Annotated in this window: 19 protein-coding genes; 11 read left to right on the forward strand and 8 right to left on the reverse strand. The window is 68.1% G+C overall.

Features of this window, described 5'->3' with window-relative positions; genetic code table 11:
- Nucleotides 1–24: 24 nt before the first annotated feature.
- The gene (locus ASD05_RS01110) at nucleotides 25–2,904 is read right to left on the reverse strand and encodes a valine--tRNA ligase (RefSeq protein WP_056586435.1); all 2,880 of its coding nucleotides are present in this window, start codon (nucleotides 2,902–2,904) and stop codon (nucleotides 25–27) included.
- A 105-nt stretch (nucleotides 2,905–3,009) separates the two neighbouring features.
- Here ASD05_RS01110 and yaaA point away from each other — a divergent pair, with 105 nt between their 5' ends.
- The 6 genes from yaaA to ASD05_RS01140 all read left to right on the forward strand — a co-directional run bounded on the left by yaaA (nucleotide 3,010) and on the right by ASD05_RS01140 (nucleotide 8,569).
- Complete coding sequence (yaaA, locus tag ASD05_RS01115) at nucleotides 3,010–3,795, forward strand: peroxide stress protein YaaA (RefSeq protein ID WP_056586437.1); 786 nt, start codon at nucleotides 3,010–3,012, stop codon at nucleotides 3,793–3,795.
- A 156-nt stretch (nucleotides 3,796–3,951) separates the two neighbouring features.
- Entirely contained in the window at nucleotides 3,952–4,794 is an 843-nt protein-coding gene (locus ASD05_RS01120) for a 2OG-Fe(II) oxygenase (RefSeq protein ID WP_056586440.1), read from the forward strand.
- A 10-nt stretch (nucleotides 4,795–4,804) separates the two neighbouring features.
- A complete protein-coding gene (locus tag ASD05_RS01125) occupies nucleotides 4,805–5,707 on the forward strand; it encodes an alpha/beta fold hydrolase (RefSeq protein ID WP_056586443.1) in 903 nt (300 codons plus the stop codon).
- The gene (gene queF / locus ASD05_RS01130; RefSeq protein ID WP_056586446.1) at nucleotides 5,704–6,570 is read left to right on the forward strand and encodes an NADPH-dependent 7-cyano-7-deazaguanine reductase QueF; all 867 of its coding nucleotides are present in this window, start codon (nucleotides 5,704–5,706) and stop codon (nucleotides 6,568–6,570) included. The genes ASD05_RS01125 and queF overlap by 4 nt, the downstream gene beginning before the upstream one ends.
- A 123-nt stretch (nucleotides 6,571–6,693) precedes the next feature.
- On the forward strand, nucleotides 6,694–7,599 hold the full coding sequence (locus ASD05_RS01135; protein WP_056586449.1) for an SDR family NAD(P)-dependent oxidoreductase: 906 nt from the start codon (nucleotides 6,694–6,696) through the stop codon (nucleotides 7,597–7,599).
- Between the two features lie 79 nt (nucleotides 7,600–7,678).
- Nucleotides 7,679–8,569: a LysR family transcriptional regulator gene (locus ASD05_RS01140; RefSeq protein WP_056586452.1), complete on the forward strand. Its 891-nt coding sequence runs from the start codon at nucleotides 7,679–7,681 to the stop codon at nucleotides 8,567–8,569.
- A 63-nt stretch (nucleotides 8,570–8,632) separates the two neighbouring features.
- Here ASD05_RS01140 and ASD05_RS01145 read toward each other — a convergent pair whose 3' ends face one another.
- The 3 genes from ASD05_RS01145 to ASD05_RS01155 all read right to left on the reverse strand — a co-directional run bounded on the left by ASD05_RS01145 (nucleotide 8,633) and on the right by ASD05_RS01155 (nucleotide 12,072).
- Nucleotides 8,633–10,000, reverse strand: coding sequence for an MmgE/PrpD family protein (locus ASD05_RS01145; protein WP_056586455.1), 1,368 nt, complete (start codon nucleotides 9,998–10,000; stop codon nucleotides 8,633–8,635).
- Nucleotides 10,001–10,109: 109 nt separating this feature from the next.
- Entirely contained in the window at nucleotides 10,110–11,273 is a 1,164-nt protein-coding gene (locus ASD05_RS01150; RefSeq protein WP_056586458.1) for an acyl-CoA dehydrogenase family protein, read from the reverse strand.
- A 16-nt stretch (nucleotides 11,274–11,289) separates the two neighbouring features.
- Entirely contained in the window at nucleotides 11,290–12,072 is a 783-nt protein-coding gene (locus tag ASD05_RS01155) for a citryl-CoA lyase (RefSeq protein WP_056586461.1), read from the reverse strand.
- A 107-nt stretch (nucleotides 12,073–12,179) separates the two neighbouring features.
- On the opposite strand from ASD05_RS01155, the gene ASD05_RS01160 reads away from it, so the two are divergent.
- The 3 genes from ASD05_RS01160 to ASD05_RS01170 are packed head-to-tail and all read left to right on the forward strand — an operon-like array spanning nucleotide 12,180 to nucleotide 17,043.
- Complete coding sequence (locus tag ASD05_RS01160) at nucleotides 12,180–14,507, forward strand: acyl-CoA dehydrogenase (RefSeq protein WP_056586464.1); 2,328 nt, start codon at nucleotides 12,180–12,182, stop codon at nucleotides 14,505–14,507.
- 43 nt (nucleotides 14,508–14,550) lie between these two features.
- The gene (locus ASD05_RS01165) at nucleotides 14,551–15,537 is read left to right on the forward strand and encodes a Bug family tripartite tricarboxylate transporter substrate binding protein (protein WP_056586467.1); all 987 of its coding nucleotides are present in this window, start codon (nucleotides 14,551–14,553) and stop codon (nucleotides 15,535–15,537) included.
- Between the two features lie 3 nt (nucleotides 15,538–15,540).
- The gene (locus ASD05_RS01170) at nucleotides 15,541–17,043 is read left to right on the forward strand and encodes a class I adenylate-forming enzyme family protein (RefSeq protein ID WP_056586470.1); all 1,503 of its coding nucleotides are present in this window, start codon (nucleotides 15,541–15,543) and stop codon (nucleotides 17,041–17,043) included.
- Between the two features lie 2 nt (nucleotides 17,044–17,045).
- On the opposite strand, the gene ASD05_RS01175 is transcribed toward ASD05_RS01170, so the two are convergent.
- Complete coding sequence (locus tag ASD05_RS01175; protein WP_056586473.1) at nucleotides 17,046–17,462, reverse strand: nuclear transport factor 2 family protein; 417 nt, start codon at nucleotides 17,460–17,462, stop codon at nucleotides 17,046–17,048.
- 213 nt (nucleotides 17,463–17,675) lie between these two features.
- Here ASD05_RS01175 and ASD05_RS01180 point away from each other — a divergent pair, with 213 nt between their 5' ends.
- Complete coding sequence (locus ASD05_RS01180; protein WP_056586476.1) at nucleotides 17,676–18,356, forward strand: hypothetical protein; 681 nt, start codon at nucleotides 17,676–17,678, stop codon at nucleotides 18,354–18,356.
- Here ASD05_RS01180 and ASD05_RS01185 read toward each other — a convergent pair.
- On the reverse strand, nucleotides 18,299–19,486 hold the full coding sequence (locus tag ASD05_RS01185; RefSeq protein WP_056586479.1) for a DNA topoisomerase IB: 1,188 nt from the start codon (nucleotides 19,484–19,486) through the stop codon (nucleotides 18,299–18,301). The genes ASD05_RS01180 and ASD05_RS01185 overlap by 58 nt on opposite strands.
- Before the next feature lie 144 nt (nucleotides 19,487–19,630).
- Between ASD05_RS01185 and ASD05_RS01190 the strand changes: the two genes are divergently transcribed.
- Complete coding sequence (locus ASD05_RS01190) at nucleotides 19,631–20,677, forward strand: purine-nucleoside phosphorylase (protein ID WP_056586482.1); 1,047 nt, start codon at nucleotides 19,631–19,633, stop codon at nucleotides 20,675–20,677.
- A 6-nt stretch (nucleotides 20,678–20,683) separates the two neighbouring features.
- On the opposite strand, the gene ASD05_RS01195 is transcribed toward ASD05_RS01190, so the two are convergent.
- Together ASD05_RS01195 and dinB are read right to left on the reverse strand one after the other, a co-directional pair.
- Nucleotides 20,684–21,367 carry a TIGR02117 family protein gene (locus ASD05_RS01195; protein WP_056586486.1) on the reverse strand — a complete coding sequence of 228 codons (684 nt, stop codon included), beginning with the start codon at nucleotides 21,365–21,367 and terminating at the stop codon, nucleotides 20,684–20,686.
- Between the two features lie 7 nt (nucleotides 21,368–21,374).
- A complete protein-coding gene (gene dinB / locus ASD05_RS01200; RefSeq protein WP_157609917.1) occupies nucleotides 21,375–22,592 on the reverse strand; it encodes a DNA polymerase IV in 1,218 nt (405 codons plus the stop codon).
- Between the last annotated feature and the right edge of the window lie 84 nt (nucleotides 22,593–22,676).

A 22,676-nucleotide genomic window follows, 5' to 3' on the forward strand; every position in this document is an offset into this window, starting at 1 on the left:
AACGCCTTCCCGGCCCCTCGTGTGTCAGCCAAGACGCACAAGCTGATCGCGCAAACGCTCCAGCATGGCCGTGAAGTCAGCCAGGCGTTTGCGTTCCTGCTCGATCACCGCCGGCGGCGCCTTCGCAACGAAGGCTTCGTTGCCGAGCTTGCCGTTCACCTTCGCGATCTCCCCTTCGATGCGCGCGATTTCCTTGCCGATGCGAAGCTTCTCGGCAGCCTTGTCGATCTCCATGTGCAGGCACAGGCGCGCAGCGCCGACCACCGCCACGGGCGCCGCCTCGGCCGCGGCCGACCACGAAGCCTCGTCGTCGAAGACCTTCACTTCCTTGAGCTTTGCGAGCGCCTGAAGCACCGGCGCCGATTCGCGCAGGAAGGCCGCGCCTTCGGCGTCGTCGGCCACCGCGTAGAGCGGCAGTCGCGTGGCCGGCGACACGTTCATCTCGCCGCGCAGCGTGCGGCATGCATCGACCAGCGCCTTCAACCTCGCCACGTGCGCCTCGGCCGCCTCGTCGATCTTCTCGGGCTGGCTCTTCGGATAGGCGGCGACCATGATCGACTCGCCCTCACGTCCCGCAACCGTCGACACCTTCTGCCACAACTCTTCCGTGATGAACGGGATCACCGGATGCGCCAGGCGCAGCAGTGTTTCGAGCGTGCGGATCAGCGTGCGGCGCGTGGCGCGCTTCTGCGCGTCGTCGCCGGTCTGGATCTGCACCTTGGCGATTTCCAGGTACCAGTCGCAGAACTCGTCCCAGGCGAACTGGTAGATCGCGTTGGCCACGTTGTCGAGGCGGTATTCCTCGAAGCCCTTGGCCACTTCGGCCTCGACGCGCTGCAGCTGCGACACGATCCAGAAGTCGGCACGGCTGAACTTCAGGTAGCCGTGGGCCTTGCCGCCGATCTTGCAGTCTTCCTTCGTGTGCTCCAGCAGGCCGCAGTCCTGGCCTTCGCAGTTCATCAGCACGAAGCGCGTGGCGTTCCACAGCTTGTTGCAGAAGTTGCGATAGCCCTCGCAGCGCTTGCTGTCGAAGTTGATGCTGCGGCCCAGCGAAGCCAGCGAAGCGAAGGTGAAGCGCAGCGCATCGGCGCCGAAGGCCGGGATGCCATCCGGAAACTCCTTCTGCGTGTTCTTGCGAACCGCGGGCGCCGTCTCGGGCTTGCGCAGGCCCTGCGTGCGCTTGTCGAGCAGTTCGGGCAACTGGATGCCGTCGATCAGGTCAACCGGGTCGAGCACGTTGCCTTCCGACTTGCTCATCTTCTTGCCCTGCGCATCGCGCACCAGGCCGTGGATGTACACGTCCTTGAACGGCACGTTGCCGGTGAAATGCTTGGTCATCATGATCATCCGGGCGACCCAGAAGAAGATGATGTCGTAGCCCGTCACGAGCACCTGCGAGGGCAGGTACAGCTCCAGGTCCTTCGTCTTCTCGGGCCAGCCCAGCGAAGAGAAGGGCACCAGCGCCGCCGAGTACCAGGTGTCGAGCACGTCCTCGTCGCGGCGCAGCGTCTTGCCCGGCGCCTTGGCCTGCGCGTCGGCCTCGTTCTCGGCCACGTACACATTGCCTTCCTCGTCGTACCAGGCGGGAATCTGGTGGCCCCACCAGAGCTGGCGCGAGATGGTCCAGTCCTGGATGTTCTCCATCCAGTGGTTGTAGGTGTTGACCCAGTTCTCGGGCACGAAGCGCACCTCGCCGGACTTCACCACATCGATGGCCTTCTGCGCGATCGACTGGCCATCGGCGCCGGGGCGCGTCATGGCCACGTACCACTGGTCGGTGAGCATCGGCTCGATGATGGCGCCCGAGCGCGCGCAGCGCGGCACCATCAGCTTGTGCTTCTTCACCTCGATCAGCAGGCCCAGTGCGTCGAGGTCGGCCACGATGGCCTTGCGCGCGACGAAGCGGTCCAGGCCGCGGTACTTCTCGGGGGCGTTGTCGTTGATGGTCGCGTCCAGCGTCAGCACGCCGATCATCTCGAGCTTGTGGCGCTGGCCGACGGCGTAGTCGTTGTAGTCGTGGGCCGGAGTCACCTTCACCACGCCGGTGCCGAATTCCTTGTCGACGTAGTCGTCGGCAATGATCGGGATCAGCCGGTCGACCAGCGGCAGCTTCACGCGCTGGCCGATGAGATGCTTGTAGCGCTCGTCTTCCGGATGGACCATCACGGCCGTGTCGCCGAGCATGGTCTCGGGCCGGGTGGTGGCCACGGTCAGCGTGCCGCTGCCGTCTTCCAGCGGATAGGCGATGTGCCAGAGCGAGCCGTCTTCCTCTTCGCTCTCGACTTCGAGGTCGCTCACCGAGGTCTTGAGCACCGGGTCCCAGTTGCCCAGGCGCTTGCCGCGGTAGATCAGGCCTTCTTCATACAGCTTCACGAAGGTGTGCGTGACCACCTTCGAGAGGTCGTCATCCATCGTGAAGTATTCGCGGCTCCAGTCCACCGTGTCGCCCATGCGGCGCATCTGCTCGGTGATGGTGTTGCCCGACTTCTCTTTCCATTCCCACACGCGCGCCACGAAGTTCTTGCGGCCCAGGTCGTGGCGGCTGATCTTCTGCTCCTGCAGCTGGCGCTCCACCACGATCTGCGTGGCGATGCCCGCGTGGTCGGTGCCCGGCAGCCACAGCGTGTTGTCGCCCTTCATGCGGTGGTAGCGCGTGAGGCTGTCCATGATCGTCTGGTTGAACGCATGGCCCATGTGCAGCGTGCCCGTCACGTTGGGCGGCGGCAGCTGGATCGCGAACGATTCGGCGCCTTCCTTCGGTTGCTGCGTGCCTCTGAAGCCGGCCTTGGCGTAGCCGCGCTTCTCCCATTCGGGGCCCCAGTGCGCCTCGATGGCGGCGGGCTCGAACGATTTGGAAAGGCTGTCCAGGCCAGGCTGGGCGGGAGAAGTGGTGGGTTCGCTCATGGGAATACGGAACGGCCCTTCAGGGAGCCGTGGGGAGACAGGGTGGGATAGCCCGCGATTTTACCGGCGCGGCCCAGCGTCACGGCAGCCACTGATAATTCCGCCATGCTGTTCCTGCTTTCCCCTGCGAAGTCGCTCGACTACGACACTCCGGTTCCCTCCGAAATCCCCGCCACCCAACCCCATTTCGAATCTCCGCGCGGCCCCTCGGTCGAGCTGATCAGGCTGCTGCGCGAGAAGTCGCCCCAGCAGATCTCCGAGCTGATGCACCTGTCGGACAAGCTCTCCGCCCTGAACGTGGCCCGCTACCAGGCCTGGTCCGGCAAGAGCACCGAGAAGAACGCCCGCCAGGCCGCCTTCGCCTTCGACGGCGACGTCTACGGCGGTCTCGATGCCCGCACGCTCACCAAGGGGCAGTTGGCCTGGGCGCAGGACCACGTCTGCATCCTCAGCGGCCTCTACGGCCTGCTGCGCCCGCTCGACCTGCTGCAGCCTTACCGCCTCGAGATGGGCACGCAACTGGCCAATCGCCACGGCAAGGACCTTTACGCCTTCTGGGGTTCGCGCATCGCCGAGCACCTCAACGAGCGCCTCGCGGCCGACCGCACGCCGGTGGTCGTCAACGTCGCCTCGCAGGAGTACTTCAAGTCGGTCGACAAGAAGGTGCTCAAGGCCCGTGTGGTCGAATGCGTGTTCGAGGAGTGGAAGGGCGACAGATACAAGATCGTGAGCTTCTTCGCCAAGCGCGCGCGCGGCCTGCTGGCTCGCTGGGCCGTGCAGCACAAGGCGGCCACGCCCAAGGCACTGGAAAAGTTCGACCTCGAGGGTTATGGTTTCGATGCAGAAGCATCGACAGCCGAAAGGCTGGTGTTCAGGAGAAGGTTGGACTGACCCCCAGTCTTCGCGCACTTCGTGTCGCTGCGCCAACCCCCTTGCAGGGGGCAACACCGGCGGCCCGGCAAAGCCGGTTCCGCGGTGTTCCTGGAATGGGGCGTGGCGGTTTTTTCATGCGTTGCGGGGCTTGCTGCAACGTGGAGGAGTATTGAGATGTCGCAACCGATCAGTCCGGAACTGCGCGAGTGGCTGGTGGCCCAGCTCGCGGCCGGGCATTCGGTGCCAGCGCTGCGCGCTTCCATGCGCGCGGCCGGCTGGCACGATGCCGCCGCCGACACGGCGCTGGCCCAGCTCGAGGCCGGATTCCCCAACGTGGAGGTGGCCCTGCCGCCCGTGCGCACCAAAATGCCCGGCCCCGACCTCGACGGTGCGCCGCTGTACCTCGATGCCGGCGACCGCCGCGTGCAGGTGCTGCAGACCATGCGGCATCCGCGTGTCGTCGTGTTCGGCAACCTGCTGTCGGCCGAGGAGTGCGAAGGCCTGATCGCTGCGGCGCGCGTTCGGCTCGCGCGTTCGCTCACCGTGGAGACCCGCACCGGCGGCGAGGTGCTCAACGTCGATCGCACCAGCGACGGCATGTTCTTCGAGCGCGGCGAGAACGAGATCGTCGCGCGCCTGGAGCAGCGCCTCGCCACGCTGCTGCGCTGGCCGCTCGAATTCGGCGAGGGCCTGCAGATCCTGCGCTACGCCCCCGGCGCGCAGTACCGCCCGCACTACGACTACTTCGACCCCGGCGAACCCGGCACGCCCACCATCCTCAAGCGCGGCGGCCAGCGCGTCGCCACGCTCGTGATGTACCTGCAGGAGCCCGAAGGCGGCGGCGCCACCACCTTCCCCGACGTGGGCCTCGAAGTGGCGCCGGTGCGCGGCTGCGGCGTGTTCTTCAGCTATGACCGGCCCGACCCCGTCACTCGCACGCTGCACGGCGGCGCGCCGGTGCTGGCGGGCGAGAAGTGGGTCGCCACCAAGTGGCTGCGCGAGCGCGAGTTCAAGTAGCAAGAAGCCGATGAAAGTCACCGCCAACGGCCTGCAGATCGAAGTCGACGACACCGGAGGCGAGGGGCGCCCCGTGATCCTGCTCATCATGGGCCTGGGCATGCAGCTGGTCGCATGGCCCACGGGCTTCGTGCAGCAGCTGGTCGAGGCGGGTTTTCGCGTGGTGCGCCACGACAACCGCGACATCGGGCTGAGCCAGGGCTTCGACCATGCGGGCGTGGGCAACGTCGTGTGGGAAACCATCCGCCATCGCCTCGGCCTGCCGGTGCGCTCCGCCTACACACTGCAGGACATGACCCTCGATGCGCTCGGTGTACTCGATGCGCTGGGCATTGAAAGGGCCCACATCGTCGGCGCTTCCATGGGCGGCATGATCGCCCAGCGCATGGCCGCTACCGCACCGCAGCGCACGGCAAGCCTCGTGAGCATCATGAGCTCCAGCGGCGCACGCGGCCTGCCCGGGCCGCGCCGCGAGGTGGCCTCCATGCTCATGCGTCGTCCGGTGGGCCGCGACGAGGCCGCGCTGGTCGCGCACAGCATCCGGCTGCTGCGGCTGATCCAGAGCCCCGCCTACCCGCAGAGCGACGAAGAGCTGGCCGCGCGCCTCACCTTCAGCATGCGCCGTGCGTACCGCCCGGCCGGGCTGATGCGGCAGATGCTGGCCGTCGGCGCCGATGCCGACCGGCCGCAGGTGCTGGCGCGCATCCAGTCGCCCACGCTGGTGCTGCACGGCGACGCCGATGCGCTCGTGCCCATCGCCTGCGGGGAAGACACCGCCAGGCGCATTCCCGGGTCGCAATTCGTCGCCATCCCCGGCATGGGCCACGACCTGCCGCCCGAGGTGTGCACCATCCTCGCCAACCACATTGCTCCGTTCGCGCATGCAGCGGAGGCCAGAAACGCCACACCATGAGCCACGACCCGAACCCCAACACGCCCGAGCAATCGCAACTCGGCCGCGCCTCGGCCTACGCCGACCGCTACGACCCCACGCTGCTGTTTCCCATCGCGCGCGCCACGCAGCGCGAGACCATGGGCATCAGGTCCGATGCCTTGCCCTTCTTCGGCGCCGACCTCTGGACCGCGTTCGAGGTGAGCTGGCTCAACCTGCGCGGCAAGCCGCAGCTGGCCATCGTGCACTTCACCATTCCGTGCGAGACGCCCAACATCATCGAGAGCAAGAGCTTCAAGCTCTATCTCAACAGCTTCAACAACAGCCAGTTCGCGAGCGCCGACGCGGTGCGCGAGCGCCTGCGCGCGGACCTGTCCGAAGCCGCGTGGCGCGGCAGCGACCAGTCGGCCGGCATCGGCGTGAAGCTGATGGCGCCCGACATGTTCGACCGCGAGCCGGTGCACGAACTCGACGGCCTCGACCTCGACCGCCTCGACATCGAGTGCACCCACTACCAGCCCGCGCCGGAGCTGCTGAGCAGCGACGCCACGCAGGTGCATGTGAACGAAACCTTCACCAGCCGCCTGCTCAAGAGCAACTGCCTCGTCACCGGCCAGCCCGACTGGGGCAGCGTGCAGATCCGCTACAGCGGCCCGCCCATCGACCAGGCCGGGCTGTTGGCGTACATCGTGAGCTTTCGCAACCACAACGAGTTTCACGAGCCGTGTGCCGAGCGCATGTTCACGGACATCTGGAGCCGCTGCAAGCCGACCAAGCTCGCGGTGTATGCGCGCTATACGCGGCGCGGCGGGCTGGACATCAATCCGTTTCGCACGAGCTGGCCGCAGGCGCTGCCGGCGAACATCCGCACGGCGCGCCAATAGCCGTCCCCGGGCCGCGCCGAAGGCCCTCTTCGGAAACCTGGAACCCGCTCTCGCTGTGCCTGTGGCATTCTGAAATATGCCCGCGAACCCGCGGTCGAAAGAACCTCCGGAGCACAGACAAACATGGTTGAAGGAAAAGTGGTCGTCGTTACGGGCGCGGGCGGCGGCATCGGGCGCGACATCGCGCTGGCCATGGCGGCCCACGGCGCGAAAGTGGTGGTCAACGACATCGGTGCCGCGCTCGATGGTGCCGGCGGCAGTGCCGGCCCCGCGCAGCAGGTGGTCGACGAGATCCGCGCGGCCGGCGGCCAGGCCGTGCCCAACACCGACAGCGTGGCCGATGCCGCCAGCGCGGCGCGTATCGTGCAGTGTGCGCTCGACAGCTTCGGCCGCATCGACGCGGCGGTCAACAACGCGGGCATCCTGCGCGACCGCTTCTTCCACAAGATGTCGGTCGACGAGTGGGACTCGGTGCTCAAGGTGCATCTCTACGGCGCCTACCACGTGAGCCGTGCGGCGGCCACGCACTTCAAGGAACAGAACGCGGGCGCGCTGGTGCACATGACCTCCACCTCGGGCCTGATAGGCAACTTCGGCCAGGCGAACTACTCGGCGGCCAAGCTCGGCGTCGTCGCGTTGTCGAAGTCGATCGCGCTCGACATGCAGAAATTCAACGTGCGCTCGAACTGCATCGCGCCTTTTGCCTGGAGCCGCATGATTGGCGCCATTCCCACCGACACTGACGAGCAGCGCGCACGCGTCGACAAGATCAAGCAGATGACGCCGGCCAAGGTGGCGCCCTTGGCGGTGTACCTCGCGAGCGAGGCGGCGGGCGCGGTCAACGGCCAGATCTTCTCGGTGCGCAACAACGAGATCTCGCTCATCAGCCAGCCGCGGCCGGTGCGCTCCATCCACCGCTCCGAGGGCTGGACGCCGCAGAGCATCGCCGAGCACGCCATGCCCGCGATGCGCGCGAGCTTCTTCCCGCTCGATCGCTCGGCCGACGTGTTCAGCTGGGACCCCGTCTGAGGACAAACCCGCAAGCGGGCGCGCACGGCGCCGTTCGCCGGACAATGCACGTTCCCTTCCTTACTCGTGCCTGCGCCCGGTGAACCTGCATTTCGACCTGTTCGACCTGAAACTGTTCGTCTACGTGGCGGACGCGCGCAGCCTCACGCGCGGCGCCGAGAAGGCCTGCATCTCGCTGGCTGCCGCCTCCACCCGCATCAAGCAGATGGAAGAGGCCGTGGGCGGCAAGCTGCTGCACCGCAGCGCGCAGGGCGTGACACTTACGGCCGCGGGGCAGGCCGTGCTGTACCACGCCAAGCGCGTGATGCAGCAGATGGAGCACCTGCGCTGCGACATGCAGGACTTCGGCAAGGGCATCAAGGGCCATGTGCGCGTGTTCGCCAATACCACCTCCATTACCGAGTACCTGCCGCAGAAGCTCGCGGGCTTCCTCACGCAACATCCGGCCGTGCAGGTGGACCTGCGCGAATACCTCAGCGAAGAGATCGTGCGCGCTGTGGCCGATGGCGAGGCCGACATCGGCATCCTCGCGGGCGACGTGCACACGGGAGATTTCGATGCGCGTCCCTTCGGAAGCAACCAGCTCGTGCTGGTGGTGCCGCTCACGCACCACCTCGCGGGCGCCCCTTCGGTGGCCTTCGCCGACACGCTCGACGAGCAGCACGTGGGCCTGCACCATGGCAGCGCCATCCACCGCTTCCTGCAGCGCCGCGCCGAACTGGCGGGGCGCGGCTTCAATCCGCGTATCCAGGTCAGCAGCTTCGAGGCGATCTGCCTGATGATCGAGGCGGGCGTGGGGGTTGGTGTGCTACCCGCGTCTTCCGCTCAGCGGCTGTCGATGGCGATGCGCATCTCGACCGTGGCGCTCAGCGATGCGTGGGCCGAACGGGAGCTGAAGTTGATCGCGCGCGATCGGGAACAGCTGCCTGCTTCTGCCCGGGAGCTGTTCGATCACCTGATCGCTTCCTGAGCCTGCGCATTCCATCCGGCACCGCAGACCGGGCCCCGGGGCGGGTTTGAGGCCCTTCCTTCCTCAGGGCAACCAGCGCGCCACGTTCTGGGTCTCGCCCAGTTGCCAGATGCGGTTGCACAAGGCCTTTGCTTCTTCTGCCGTCACGCCTTCACCGTAGTGCGCGAGGCGCTGCATCTTGTCCTCGATCTCGGCGCGGCTCAGGCTGTTGCCGGGGTCGCCCTTGGGTTCGTCGACGCGGCCCTGCAGTGTGCGACCGTCGGTGGTGTGCACACTGACCTTGCCGATCCAGCGTGCGGGGTAGGCGGTGTCGACTTCGGCGTCGAGCTGCATCGTCACCTTGTCGCGGAAGGCCGAGACTTCGGGCGCGAGAAAGTCGCGGTCGAATTCGCCGAGGCCTGCGCGGCCGTGCACGGCAATGAGGCCGAGTACCGTGCCCATCGAGAACTTGCCCTGGTGCACGGTCGCCGGCACCGTCACGCGGCCCAGCACGTCGATCGCACCCTGGTGCACATGCGTGGTCACTTGCGACACGTCGGCGGGCTTGAGCTTGTTCTGCGTCATCACCTGCAGCAGCGCGTCGGCAGCGGGGTGGGTGTGGCGGCAGGAGGCGTGGTACTTGAAGGAGGTTTCGGCCAGCGTCCAGCGCGTGCCGAGACCGTCGGTGAGCTTGGCCGGGTCGGCGTCGCTCGACATGCCGACGCCCAGGCCCTGCGCGCCTTCGAGGATCTTCGCCGCGCCGGTGAAGCCGTCCTGCGCGAGGTAGGCCGACATCAGCCCGCTCGCCGCCGCGTGCGCGCAATGCAGTTGCTTGGAGTCGGCCGCATCGCGCAGGAACTCCCACACACCGGCCGACTGCGTGCCGGCCGAGCCGAAGGCGTGCAGCATCTGCTGCGGCGTGAGATTCAGCAGGCGGCCGACTGCTGCTGCAGCGGCGAGCGTGCCCGCCGTCGCGGTCGTGTGGAAGGTCTTGTAGTGCGAGCGACCGAGAAATTCGCCGACGCGGATGCCGACCTCGTAGCCCGCGACCACGGCCGTCAGCAGTTGCGCACCGCTTGCGCCGAGGCTCTGCGCCACGGCCAGCGCGGGCGCTATGACGACGGCGGCAGGGTGGAACACCGAGCCGTTGTGCACGTCGTCCTGCTCGACATAGTGCGAGGCCGCAGCGTTGACCAGCGCCGCGAACACCGGCGAACTGGTGCGGCGCGAGGTCAGTATCTCGCTGGGCCCGTCGGCCGGCCCCATCATCTGCGCGAAACGCTCGATGCTGCGCACCGGCCGTGCCGTGCGGGCGGCGAGCACCGAGCCCAGCCAGTCGAGCATCAGGTCTTCGGTGCGGCGCAGCACGGGCGCAGGAATGTCGGCGAACTGCAGTTCGGCCGCGAAGGTCGCGAGCACCTTGCTCGGATGGTCGGCGGTAATGGGAGTCATGAACGATCCTTTCGTGGAACACCGAGGAACCGGCTTTGCCGGGCCTCAGGTGTTGCCCCCGGTAGGGGGTGGGAGAAGCGACACGAAGTGCGCGAAGCCTGGGGGTGAGTCAAAAAGACCGTGGGAGGCCGAGCATGTGCTCCGCTACGTAGCTCAGGATCAGGTTGGTCGAGATCGGCGCCACCTGGTACAGCCGCGTCTCCCTGAACTTGCGCTCGATGTCGTATTCGCATGCAAAGCCGAAGCCGCCGTGGAACTGAAGGCACGCATTCGCAGCCTCCCAACTCGCCTTGGCCGCCAGGTACTTCGCCATGTTGGCCTGCGCGCCGCAGGGCTGGTGTGCGTCGAACAGGCGGCAGGCTTCATAGCGCATCAGGTTCGCCGCTTCCACTTCGATGAACGCTTCGGCAATCGGAAACTGCACGCCCTGGTTCTGCCCGATCGGGCGGCCGAACACCACGCGCTCCTTGGTGTAGGCCGTCACCCGGTCGATGAACCAGTAGCCGTCGCCGATGCACTCCGCGGCGATCAGCGTGCGCTCGGCGTTGAGCCCGTCGAGGATGTACTTGAAGCCCTGGCCTTCCTCGCCGATCAGGTTCTCGGCCGGGATCTCGAGGTTCTCGAAGAACAGCTCGTTGGTTTCGTGGTTCACCATGTTCAGGATGGGCTGCACCGTCAGCCCCTTGCCGATGGCCTCGCGCAAGTCGACGATGAAGATCGACATGCCTTCGGACTTCTTCTTCACGTCCGCCAGCGGCGTGGTGCGCGCCAGCAGGATCATCAGGTCCGAATGCTGGATGCGCGAGATCCACACCTTCTGCCCGTTGATGACATAGCGGTCGCCCTTCTTCACCGCCGTGGTCTTGATCTTGGTGGTGTCGGTGCCGGTGGTGGGCTCGGTCACGCCCATCGACTGCAGGCGCAGTTCGCCGTTGGCGATCTTCGGCAGGTAGGCGCGCTTCTGCGCCTCGCTGCCGTGGCGCAGCAGCGTGCCCATGTTGTACATCTGGCCGTGGCAGGCGCCGGAGTTGCCGCCGCAGCGGTTGATCTCTTCCATGATCACCGAGGCCTCGGTCAGGCCCAGGCCGGAGCCGCCGTACTCCTGCGGAATCAGCGCGGCCATCCAGCCGGCCTTGGTGAGCGCATCGACGAATTCGGCGGGGTAGCCGCGCGCCTCGTCGATCTTGCGGAAGTAGGCATCGGGAAACTGCGTGCACAGGTCGCGCACCGCATCGCGGATGTCGGGGAAGTTCTTGTCGTTGGCGTTGTTCATTGTTTGCTGCTGCTCATCAGTCCTGGCGTGGGCCGCCGGCTTCCTTTTCCACGCGCTGCCAGATCTCGACCGCCATCGGGTCGTCGATCTCCTCGAGGATGTGGCCCACGAGGCCGATGGCGCGCGCCATCACGCCGAAGCCGCGAATGATCTTCCAGGGAAAGCCGAACTCGGCCGCAATGGCGCCGATGGCACCGGTCGCGTTGATCGGCAGCGATTTGCCCGACACGCGCTCGGCTTCCTCCTGCACCGCCTGCATCAGCGCGACATAGTGGCTCGACAAGCCGTTCTCCGCCGCGATCTGGAACAGCCGCGGCGTGCGCGGGTCGATCGGCTTGTGCAGCGGATGACCCAGCCCCGGCACGATCTGCTTGCGCGCGCGGTGGTCGGCCACGATGTCCTTCGCCATGTCCGCAAGCGGGCGCGTGGGCTTCTCGCCGAAGGGAATCGCTTCGTAGAGCATCTTCGCCGCGCCTTCGGTGCTGCCGACGAACACCGTGCCCAGGCCGCAAAGACCCGCTGCCACAGCGGCTTGCAGCGCTTCGGGAGCACCCGCATACGTGAGGCGCGCAGCCAGCGCGCTGGGGGTGATGCCGTGCTCCACCAGCGTGACGACGATGGCGTTGAAGGTGACGGATTCCTGCGGCGTCGGGATGCGGCCCGTGAGTTCCAGGAAGGCCATGTCGCCGAGGTTCAGGTGGCCGAGGATTTCCGAAGGCAGGTCTCGCCCGCGCACGGTGATCTTGTCCGGCGTGCTGTGGCCCAGCTCGGTGTGCAGGGATTTCTTGATCTTGGTCATGGCGCCGAATCTAGCCCTCCATCGCGCGAGGCGGCTCCGTGATTGCGAAACCCTCCCTTCGGCAAATGCGAATGCCGCCCGGCAGGGCCTTCTGTCACGCTGCGGCGATGGACTTCGAATCACTTTCGGCGATGCGCGAAGCGGCGCTCGACTACTTCGTTCGCAGCCGCGCCATCCAGCGGCGGCGCGAGCGCATGGAACAACCTGATGCCGACGAGGCGCACGGCTGGCGCGCGATCGCCGAGCTCGGCTGGCCCGGCATGCTGGCCCCCGAATCGGCTGGCGGTCTCGCATTGGAGCTCGACGGCGCAGCGGAAATCCTGCGGGCCGCGGGCGAGCATGTGGCGCCCGAGCCGCTGCTGGCCGTGGCCGGCCTCAGTGCGCTGCTGCTGGCGCGGCTCGGTACGCCGGGCGCGAACGCCTTGCTCGCCGAACTGGTCGCAGGCCGCAGCCTGCCCGCACTGGCATGGCAGGAGAGCGCGGGCGACCTCAGCGCCGTGCCGCTGGCCTGCGGCTGCGAGCCGCGGCCCGGCCACATTGGCGGCGTGCTGCTGCAGGGCGAGAAGCTCATGGTGCTGCCCGGCGCGGCCGCCAGCGGCTGGCTGGTGTCGGCGCGCGGCGACGACGACGCGGTGCTGCTGTGGGTGCCGCGCGGCACCGATGGCGTGACGGAAGCGCTGGTGCCGCTGGTCGATGGTGGCCAGGCCTCGAACCTGCGCTTCGAGCAAGTCGCGCTGCCGTCGGAAGCCGTGCTGGCCGAAGGGCCGGCTGCGCAGGATGCCTTGCGCCATGCGCTCGCGGCCGGCCAGATCCTTCAATCGGCCGAACTGCTGGGTGCGGGGCAGGCCATGCTGGCGCAGACGCTGGCCTACCTGCGCACGCGCTCCCAGTTCGGCAAGCCCATCGGCAGCTTCCAGGCGTTGCAGCACCGCTGCGTCGACATGTTCATTCACCTCGAAGTGGCGCAGGCCACGTTGAACGAGGTGCTGGCGGTGGCAGGGCAGGGGTTGCCGGTGGACCGGCTCGAAGCCGAGGCAAGCCGCGTCAATGCGCGCTGCACGGCCGCCGCGCTGCAGGCTTCGCGCACGTCGGTGCAGCTGCATGGCGCCATCGGCTACACGCAGGAGTGCGACCTGAGCCTGTTCTACAAGCGCGTGCTGTGCCTGTCGGCGTGGCTTGGGAATGTCAGTGCGCATCAGCGGCGGCATGCCGTACTGGCTGGCGATGCCGAAGCGACTACAGGCGCGGCTACATGGCAAGGAGAGTTCCCGCGCACGGCAGACTGGTCCACCATGCCCGAGGCCGAGTTCCGCCGCATGGTGCGCGCCTTCCTGCAGCAGCGCTATCCGCAGCAGCTGCGCTACCTCTCGCACCGCGCACGCTGGAGCGAGATGCGCGAGTGGTATCTCACGCTGTCGGCACAGGGCTGGATCGCGCCCGCCTGGCCGCAGGCGCACGGCGGCATGGGCCTGCCTGCCGACAAACTCATCGCGTGGATCGAAGAGCTCGAACAGTACGGCGTGGCGCGTGCGCCCGATCAGGGCATCGTGATGATCGGCCCGTTGCTCATCCAGCACGGCACGCCCGAGCAGCAGCAGCGCTTCCTACCGCGCATCCTCAGCGGCGAGAACGTCTGGTGCCAGGGCTACTCGGAGCCCAACGCCGGCTCCGACCTCGCGGGCCTGCGCACCGAGGCGCTGCCCGCGCGCGATGCGCAGGGCGAGCACTTCGTGGTCAACGGCCAGAAGATCTGGACCACGCTCGCGCAGGACGCCAACCACATCTTCATGCTGGTGCGCACTGACAAGGAGGCGCGCAAGCAGGAGGGCATCAGCTTCCTGCTGTGCGACCTGCACACGCCGGGCATCACCATCCGGCCGATCCACACGCTGGCGGGCGAGCCCGAGTTCTGCGAAGTGTTCTTCGACAACGTGCGCGTGCCGGCCGAGAACCTCGTGGGCAAGCTGCACGGCGGCTGGACCATCGCGAAGGCGCTGCTGGGCTTCGAGCGCATCTTTCTCGGCAGCCCCAAGCAGTCGCAGTACGCGCTGGGCCAGCTCGCGCGGCTGGCGCAGGCACGGCGCCTGTTCGCCGACCCGGTGTTCGCGCAGCGCTTCGCGGCGCTGCGGCTCGACGTGCTGGACCTGTCGGCGGCGTACACGGGCTTCGCGAACATCGTGCGTGCGGGCAAGCCTCTGCCTGCTTCGGTGTCGCTGCTGAAGATCTGGGCCAGCGAGACCTACCACCGCATCGGCGCGCTGCTGGTCGAAGCGGGCGACGAGCAGGGTGCCGTGGCCGGCGACCAGGTGCTCGACGGCCAGACCTTCAACGTGCTCGCGCCACTCATCGGCTCCACGGCCGCAATGATCTACGGCGGCACCAACGAGATCCAGCGCAACATCCTCGCGCGGCAAGTCCTCGACCTGCCGACCTGAGCGACGCAGCCGCCAAAGCAATTCATAACAGGAGACAACGCTCATGACCTCGATCGACTTTTCGCGCCGGCAATGGGTGACCGCGCTGGCGGGCGGCGCGGCGCTGGCCGCCGTGCCGCATCGCGCCTTCGCGCAGCAGCCCCTGCCGTCCCTCATCAAGCTCGTGGTCGGCTATTCCGCGGGCGGCCCGGTGGACGGTGCCGCGCGCCTGCTCGCGCCCGCGCTGAGCCAGGCACTCGGGACGCAGGTCATCGTCGACAACCGGCCCGGCGCCAGCGGCTCGCTCGGCGGCGACGCGGTCGCGAAAGCACAGCCCGATGGCGCGACGCTGTTCTTCGGTGCGAGCCCGACCATCACCATCAACCCGAACGTGCAGCGCCGCATGGCCTTCGATCCGATGAAGGACCTGACGCCCATCGCGCCGCTGGTGGACTACACCAACGTGCTCGTGGTCAACAACGAAGTCCCGGTGCACAGCGTGGCCGAGCTGCTGGCCTATGCGAAGGCGCGGCCCGGCAAGGTGTTCTATGGCTCGGCGGGCGTAGGCGCGTCCAACCACCTGAGTGGCGCGCTGCTCGAGAAGATGACCGGCGTGCAGCTCACGCACGTACCCTACAAAGGCAGCGCGCCGGCGCTCGCCGACGTGATGGCCGGCACCGTGACCATGATGTTCGACATCATCGCCACCTCCAAGCCCTTCATTCAGACGGGCAAGGTGCGCGCGCTGGCCGTCACCTCGCGCCAGCGCAACCGCATGCTGCCGGAGGTGCCGACCATGGTCGAGTCGGGCGTGCCCAGCTACGACGTGGGCGGTTGGTTCGGCCTCTACGGTCCGGCGCGCATGGACCCGGCGCTGGTCGCGCGCATGAACGCCGCCGCGCAGAAGATGCTGGCGCGCGAGGACATCGCGAACCGGCTGCGTGAACAGGGCTACGACGTGTGGTCCGGCGCGGCCGATCTGCTGGCGGCCAAGGGCAAGTCCGACCGCCAGCTCTGGGCGACCGCGTCCAAGGGCATCGAGGCGGAATAGCCGATGCGCCGTATCCACAGCCTGCTGGAAGAACGCGTGACAAGCACGCCCGATGCCGTCTTCCTCTTCGAGCCCGCGGGCACCACGACCTATGCCGCGCTGCAGGCGATGGTCGACGTTGCCGCACAAGACCTGCTGGCCGCCGGCGTGCGGCCGACCGACCGCGTGGTGCTGGTGGCCGAGAACTGCGCCGCGCACATCGCGCTGCTCATGGCCTGCAGCCGTGTCGGGGCATGGTCGTGCGGCGTGAACGCGCGCATGTCGCCGGGCGAGATCGCGGCCATCGTCGAGCGCGCCGATGCCCGTGTCTGCTACTTCACGACCGCCGCCTCCGAAGCCGCTGAAAAGCATGCGCAGAGGGCCGATGCAACGCCCGCGGCGCTCGGTGGCGTGATGCGTTCGGCCGTGCGTGCCGAAGCGCGCACCGAGCCTGATCCGGCACTGGCCGACACGGCCGCCATCATCTTCACTTCCGGCACGTCGGGCACGCCCAAGGGCGTGATGGTGTCGCACCGCGGCCTGCTGCACTTCGGCCGCGTGTCGGCCCAGGTGCGCGCCCTGGGCGAGCGCGACCGCGTCTATGCCTTCCTGCCGATGACGCACATCTTCGGCATCGGCACGGTGTTGATGGCTGCGCTCACGGGCGGCGCGGCGCTGGTGCTGCGCGGCAGCTTCTCGCCAGCCGACGTGTTGCACGCGCTGGCGCACGAGCAGGTGTCGAACCTGCTCGGGCCGCCGACGATGTATGCGCGGCTGCTGGCGCACATCGAGGCGGAGGAGGCGACGCCGTGCTTTCCGCAACTGCGCTACGTCTACACCGGCTCCGCGCCGCTCGACCCGGCACTCAAGCAGCGCGTGGAGCAACTGTTCGGGCAGCCGCTGCACTATGGCTACGGGCTGTCGGAGTACGCGGGCTCGGTGTTTCTCACACGCACCGAGTCGCCGCGCGCCGACACCTCGGCGGGGTATGCGGTGGAGGGCGGCGAGGCCCGTATCGTGTCCCTCGACGGCAACGACGCCGCCCCCGGCGACACCGGCGAGATCTGGCTGCGCGGCCCCGGCCTCATGCTCGGCTACTTCCGCGACACCGCCGCCACGGCGCAGGTGATGCGACCCGGCGGCTGGTACGCCACCGGCGACCTCGGCCGCTTCGGCGAGGACGGCGCGCTGTTCGTGGTCGGGCGGCTGAAGGAAATGATCATCCGCTCCGGCTTCAACGTCTACCCGGCGGAGATCGAGGCCGTCATCGGCCGCTTCGAGGGCGTGCACCTGTGCGCGGTGGTCGGCGTGCCAGAGGCCGACGGCAACGAGCAGATCGTCGCCTTCGTCGAGCTGAAGCCCGGCGCAACGCTCGACGAAGCGGTGCTGCGCGCGCACCTCGTCGAACACCTGTCGCCCTACAAGCGCCCGGCCCGCATCGAGGTGATCGACGCGATGCCCACCACCGCCAACGGCAAGCTGCTCAAGCGCGAACTGCAGGCGCGCTGCGGGCCGGCCGCGGGCTGATTTCAGCCGAAGATCGCGGCCCGGCCCTTCTGCGTGTCCATGTACTCGCGCACCCGGGCGATGAGGCCTTCGCGCAGCTCGAAGACAAAGCAGTAGTCGTTGTCGTAGTGCCGGCCACTGGCCAGCGTGGCCTGCATGCGCTCTTCGAGGATCACGGTGTCGCCGTCGCAGTGCAGGTGGGAGAACGCCACTTCGACGTCGGCGACGAAGAGCCTGGGAAAGGCGTCGACCAGGAAGTGCGCGATCGCCGCCGGCCCGATCATGTGGTCGGGCACGCCGAGTGCCACCGCCGTCGCGTTGCCCTTGGGCGCCAGCCATTCGGCGTCCTCGGTGAAGACGGCCTGGATGCGTTTCGGATCGCGGCTTGCGAAGGCCTTCCAGGCTTCGGTGACGGCGCGCTTGTTCTGCTCTGGGGTCATTGGGTCGGGTCGGGATTGGACGAAGGCCTGAAGGTAGGGGCCGGGCCCTGTGCCGGCACGCCGTTTCCGGACATCTCCAATCCGTGGGCGGCGCCATCGTAGGCACGCTCCTACACCCGGGGTGGGAGGTGGGGCCGATACTTGTTATTCCCCCTCGTTTCAGGAAGTACCCGTGACCGTGCCGATGAACCCGACGCCCGTGGCCGCTGCGAAATGAAGTCCTCGCCGAGTGCGCGCAGCTGGATTGCCGCCGGCGTGCGCCACGAATTGCTCACACGCGCGCTGCCCGCCTTGCGGCACGACATGGCGGCACCTGTCTCGGTGGTCCGCATGGCGCTGCTGATGCTCAAGCGGCAGGTCGGCGCAGCCACCATCGACGCCGCCGCCTGCGAAGAACGGGTGGCGCTGATCGACAACCAGGTGTCCGAACTGGTCGAGGCCATCCGCTCGCTGCGCGACTGGGAACTGGCCACCACGGATGACGGCATCACTCGCAGCGCGCTGGTGGCGCAGTGCGTGGCCCTGATGCGCTCCGCCTTCGACCTGCACGGCGTGACACTCGATGCGGACGCCTCGCTGGACCCGCAGGAAGGCGAACATCGCTGGCCCGCCGCGGCTGCGCTGCGCTACCTGTTTCTCGGCGCGCTGGGCTACCTGCACGACGGCGCGGCCGAGGCCGGGGCGATCCGGGTCGAGGCGGACGGCGCCAATGCACTGCGCCTCACGGCCCTGCCGCGCGAACCCGGCGGCACGCATGCCGTGCTCGACGCGCACCGTGCGCCGCGTGCGCTGGCCATCGACGCCGTCGCATTGCAGAACCTGGCCGAAGACCTCGGCTACGCCGTGGCGCTGGAAGGCGACAGCGTGCGCCTCGTGCTCGCGACCGGCAACTGAGTCTTTGCGCGTTTGCGCGCTGCCTGGCCGCCCCGCTGCGCGCGCAGGAAGGCCAGCAGCCGACGCTCGGCCGCATGCAGCCCGCGCGAGGGCTTGGCGGTGCGGTGCGCGGCGATCTTCTCGAGCAGCGCACCCGTGGCCTCGTCGCCATCCGAAAGCGCACTGCCCAGCGCCAGCACCGCCGGATGCACGTAGGCCTTCTTGCAGACGGCCGGCGTGTTGCCCAACTGCCTGGCGACAGCCGCCAGGATGTCCTTGGCGCTGTAGCGGCTGCCGTCGGCAGCGACGCGGCCCGGTTCGCAGGCCAGCAGGGTGAGCTCCAGCGCCTGCACCGTGCCGTGCCAGGTGCGGAAGTCCTTGGCGGTGAAGCGCTCGCCCTGCGTGGCCTCGGCCAGGTAGTCGTTCACGTCGGTGGACGAGATGCCGCGCAGTTCGCCGTCCTCGTCCTCGTACTGGAACAGCGCCTGCCCCGGCAGCTGCTGGCATTGCCGCACCACCCGGGCCACGCGCGGATCGTCGAGCTTCGCCTCGTGCATGACGCCGCTCTTGCCCCGGAAGCGCAGCCGCAGCGCCTGGCCCTGCACGGCGGCATGCCGGTTGCGCAGCGTGGTGAGGCCGTAGGAGCCGTTGCTGTTCGCGTATTCCTCGTTGCCCACGCGCAGCAGCGTGGTGTCGAGCAGGCGCACCACCGCCGCGAGCACCTGGGTGCGGCCAGGCGCCTTGCGGCCCTTCGTCGACCGCAGGTCGCGCGCCACGCGGGCGCGGATGCGCGGCAGCGCGAGCGCGAAGGCTTCGAGGCGATCGAACTTGGTTTCGTCCTTCATCGAGCGCCAGTCGGCGTGGTAGCGGTACTGCTTGCGCCCGCGCGCGTCGATGCCGGTGGCCTGCAGATGGCCGTTGGGCAACGGGCAGATCCACACCTGGGTGTAGGCGGGCGGGATGGCCAGCATGCGGATGCGCGAAATCTCGTCCACGTCGCGCAGCCAGCGTCCATTGGCGTCGCGGTAGCGGAAACGCTCGCCGTGCTTCAGACGGCGGATGCCGGGCATGTCGGGGTTCACGTAGACGAGGCCGTTGGCGATGGGCGTCGGCTTCGAAGGCGGCTTGGCAGGGGGAGAAGAGGCCGGCATGGGGTTTGCGTGGTGGCGTGACATCGCGCTTTTGCCAGCATCGACAATCGCCGGTTGTAGGACGCCGCAAGCGCCCTCGGTGCGGCAGGCGCGCTTGTGCGCCTGCGCTGCCTTCTTCGTCTTTCCTCTTGAACGGGTTCCAGAATGACTTCTTCCAGGTCCACTCTTTTCACCGCCCGCTGGCTGGCTGTGCCTGCCGCAGCGCTGTTGTTCACGGCCTGCGCGTCCACCACTTCCACCCCGACCGCCTCGGCCCCGGGCGCGCCCGTGAAGGTCAAGGTCTTCGTCGCCGCCATGTTCGAGATCGGCCAGAACACGGGCGACCGCGCCGGCGAGTTCCAGCATTGGTACGAACGCTACTGGAAGGGCGCCAAACCCATTGCGGTGCCCGGTGCGCTGCAGCCTGTGTACTGCAACGCCGACGGCGTGTGCGGCGCGGTGCTCGGCATGGGCAAGGTCAACTCGTCGTCGTCGATGCAGGCCATCCTGCTGAACCCGCAGTTCGACTTCTCGCAGAGCTACTACCTGATTTCGGGCGTGGCCGGCACGCCGCCTTCGCGCGGCACCATCGGCGAAGTGAGCTGGGCCACCTGGCTGGTCGACTACGATCTCGGCCACCGCTGGGCCCCCGAGGAGAACAAGCCCGGCGAGCCGACCTTCATGCCGCGCAAGGGCTACGAGGAGTACCGCCGCTTCAAGCTCAACCCCGACCTCGTGAGCTGGGCCATGAGGCTCTCGGCCGACACGCCGCTCAAGGATTCGGACGGCGCGCGCAAGTACCGCCTGCGCTACCCCGATGCAGCGGCCCGCCGCGCGCCTTTCGTCGGCACCGGCACGCACATGACCGGCGACACCTTCTTCCATGGCCCCGGCATGTCGAAGCAGGCGCAGTACATCGCCAGGCTCTACGGCGCCGACGACTACGTCATCACCGAAATGGAAGCCGCCGCCATCACTCTCGTGATCAAGCGCACCCACGGCACCGACCGCGTGATGAGCCTGCGCGGCGCGGTCAACTTCGACCAGGGCAGCCCGAAGGAAACCACGCTGCAGCACCTGGACCCGGCGCCGGGCGAAACGGCCGGCGGCTTTGCGGAGACGGTGGAGAACATCGAACTGGTGGGCTCGCGCGTGGTCGATCACATCGTGACCAACTGGCCGAAGTGGCAGGGCGGCGTGCCGAAGCCCTGAGCGGGTTCAGGGCCGTGAAGGCTTCAGATGCCATGTCACCGTGAAGTCGAACGGCGTCCAGCGGCTGACGGTGACGCCTGCCTGCCGCAGCCCGCGGCCGGTCCAGGTGTTGCAGGTCTCGAAGAGGTGATAGCCGCCTTCGGCTTCGTAGAAGGCGTCGTCGTCGCCGTAGTGCGCGCCGGCGATGGATGAGGCATGGCCCGAGGGCAGGGCGGCGCGCACGTAGCCGACCAGTTGCGCGTACTGCGCGTGCGAGAGCGGCAGGCTGTAGGCCCCGCGCGCCAGCTGTTCGCGCCGCAGGTAGCTCACATGCATCAGCGCGCGGTTGCCGCCCGACAGCGCCCCGAAGGCGCGCGCCGCCGTCAGGTCGCCCCAGGTGGGCGTGTTCAGGTAGAACTCGCGATCGCCCCAGCCGATGGCGATGAATTCGGCATCGGGCGGCGGCGCCCTGAAGTCTTTCAGCGCAAACACCTGCAGCCAGTCGATGGTGGCCGAGCGGATCGGAAACACGTAGTCGGTGTGCACACCGTTGCTCAGCACCCAGGCCTGTACGTCGGCTGGTGCATCGCCCGCAGGCCTGGCATTGGCGGGCCAGAACACCAGCGCGCAGGCCACGATCAAGTAAAGGCCGATCAGCGCGACGAAGCCCAGCAGCGTGAAGGCGATGCGGCGCAGCCAGCGTTTCGCCACGGCGGTTTCAGAACAGCGACGCGGTGGTCGATGCGGGCTCCGGTGCCGCGCGGTGCGCGCCGGTCCCGGCGGGCGCGAGCGCCTCGGGGCTGCCCGCCTTCGCCAGCGCGCCCACGCGCACGCCCAAGAGGCGCAGCGGGCGCTCCAGCGGCACGCGCTTCAGGCACAGGCCACCCGTGTGGCGGATGGTCTTCGCGTCGGACGTGAAGCGCTCGATGGTCTGGTCGCGCGTGGCGATCTTGAAGTCGTCGTAGCGCAGCTTGATGCCAATGGTCTTGCCCACGTAACCCTTGCGCTGCAGGTCGGCGGCCAGCTGCTCGCACAGGTGGGTGAAGATCGCGCCCAGCTCGGCGCGGTCGCGCACGGCGTGCAGGTCGCGGTCGAAGGTGGTCTCGCGGCTCATCGACACGGGTTCGCTCTCGGTCACCACCGGCCGGTTGTCGCGGCCCCAGGCCACCTCGTGCATCCACGCGCCCGTGGCCTTGCCGAAGGTGGCAACGAGCCAGTCGCGGTCGCGCGCCGCGAGCTGGCCCACGGTCTCGATGCCGAAGCGTTTGAGCTTCTCGTCGGCCTTCGGCCCGATGCCGTTCACCTTGCGGCAGGGTAGCGGCCAGATGCGCGTTTCGAGGTCGTGCTCGTAGACCACCGAGATGCCGTTGGGCTTGTTGAACTCGCTCGCCATCTTGGCGATGAGCTTGTTGGGCGCCACGCCGATGGAGCAGGTCAGGCCGGTGGCGTCGAAGATGGCGGTCTGGATCAGCCGCGCCAGCGAGCGCCCGCCGTCGCGCTGGCCGCCGGGCACGTCGGTGAAGTCGATGTACACCTCGTCCACGCCGCGGTCTTCCATGAGCGGGGCGACCTCCAGGATGATGTTCTTGAAGGCGCGCGAATAGCGCCGGTACTCGTCGAAGTCCACCGGCAGGATGATGGCCTGCGGGCACAGCTTGGCGGCCTTCATGAGCCCCATGGCCGAGCCGATGCCGAACTGCCGCGCGGGGTAGGTGGCGGTGGTGATCACGCCGCGGCCCGTGTAGTCCTTCAGCAGCGGAAAGGCCGCGACCGGAATGTCGGCCAGCGTGCCGCCCTCGGGCAGGTCGCGGATGGCCTCGTCCACGCGCCGCCTGCCGCCGCCGATCACCACCGGCAGGCCCTTGAGCTGCGGATAGCGCAGCAGCTCGACCGACGCGTAGAAGGCGTCCATGTCGAGGTGGGCGATGCGGCGCATCGGCGGGGATTTCGGGGGCTCGGAACTCACGTTGACGATTGTCTCGCGCTCCGGCGATGTTCGCCTGCCGGGCGACCGCGTGCA

This window comes from Variovorax sp. Root434 (assembly GCF_001426595.1).
Classification (GTDB): domain Bacteria; phylum Pseudomonadota; class Gammaproteobacteria; order Burkholderiales; family Burkholderiaceae_C; genus Variovorax.

What these genes read in the sequence shown, in the direction of transcription:
- ASD05_RS01120 (WP_056586440.1), top strand. Translation starts at nt 3,952, where the DNA reads ATGTCGCAACCGATCAGTCCGGAACTGCGCGAGTGGCTGGTGGCCCAG.
- ASD05_RS01175 (WP_056586473.1), bottom strand. Translation starts at nt 17,462, where the DNA reads ATGACCCCAGAGCAGAACAAGCGCGCCGTCACCGAAGCCTGGAAGGCC.
- ASD05_RS01145 (WP_056586455.1), bottom strand. Translation starts at nt 10,000, where the DNA reads ATGACTCCCATTACCGCCGACCATCCGAGCAAGGTGCTCGCGACCTTC.
- yaaA (WP_056586437.1), top strand. Translation starts at nt 3,010, where the DNA reads ATGCTGTTCCTGCTTTCCCCTGCGAAGTCGCTCGACTACGACACTCCG.
- queF (WP_056586446.1), top strand. Translation starts at nt 5,704, where the DNA reads ATGAGCCACGACCCGAACCCCAACACGCCCGAGCAATCGCAACTCGGC.
- ASD05_RS01155 (WP_056586461.1), bottom strand. Translation starts at nt 12,072, where the DNA reads ATGACCAAGATCAAGAAATCCCTGCACACCGAGCTGGGCCACAGCACG.
- ASD05_RS01110 (WP_056586435.1), bottom strand. Translation starts at nt 2,904, where the DNA reads ATGAGCGAACCCACCACTTCTCCCGCCCAGCCTGGCCTGGACAGCCTT.
- ASD05_RS01150 (WP_056586458.1), bottom strand. Translation starts at nt 11,273, where the DNA reads ATGAACAACGCCAACGACAAGAACTTCCCCGACATCCGCGATGCGGTG.
- ASD05_RS01185 (WP_056586479.1), bottom strand. Translation starts at nt 19,486, where the DNA reads ATGCCGGCCTCTTCTCCCCCTGCCAAGCCGCCTTCGAAGCCGACGCCC.
- dinB (WP_157609917.1), bottom strand. Translation starts at nt 22,592, where the DNA reads ATGCGCCGCATCGCCCACCTCGACATGGACGCCTTCTACGCGTCGGTC.
- ASD05_RS01160 (WP_056586464.1), top strand. Translation starts at nt 12,180, where the DNA reads ATGGACTTCGAATCACTTTCGGCGATGCGCGAAGCGGCGCTCGACTAC.
- ASD05_RS01190 (WP_056586482.1), top strand. Translation starts at nt 19,631, where the DNA reads ATGACTTCTTCCAGGTCCACTCTTTTCACCGCCCGCTGGCTGGCTGTG.
- ASD05_RS01170 (WP_056586470.1), top strand. Translation starts at nt 15,541, where the DNA reads ATGCGCCGTATCCACAGCCTGCTGGAAGAACGCGTGACAAGCACGCCC.
- ASD05_RS01180 (WP_056586476.1), top strand. Translation starts at nt 17,676, where the DNA reads ATGAAGTCCTCGCCGAGTGCGCGCAGCTGGATTGCCGCCGGCGTGCGC.
- ASD05_RS01135 (WP_056586449.1), top strand. Translation starts at nt 6,694, where the DNA reads ATGGTTGAAGGAAAAGTGGTCGTCGTTACGGGCGCGGGCGGCGGCATC.
- ASD05_RS01165 (WP_056586467.1), top strand. Translation starts at nt 14,551, where the DNA reads ATGACCTCGATCGACTTTTCGCGCCGGCAATGGGTGACCGCGCTGGCG.
- ASD05_RS01125 (WP_056586443.1), top strand. Translation starts at nt 4,805, where the DNA reads ATGAAAGTCACCGCCAACGGCCTGCAGATCGAAGTCGACGACACCGGA.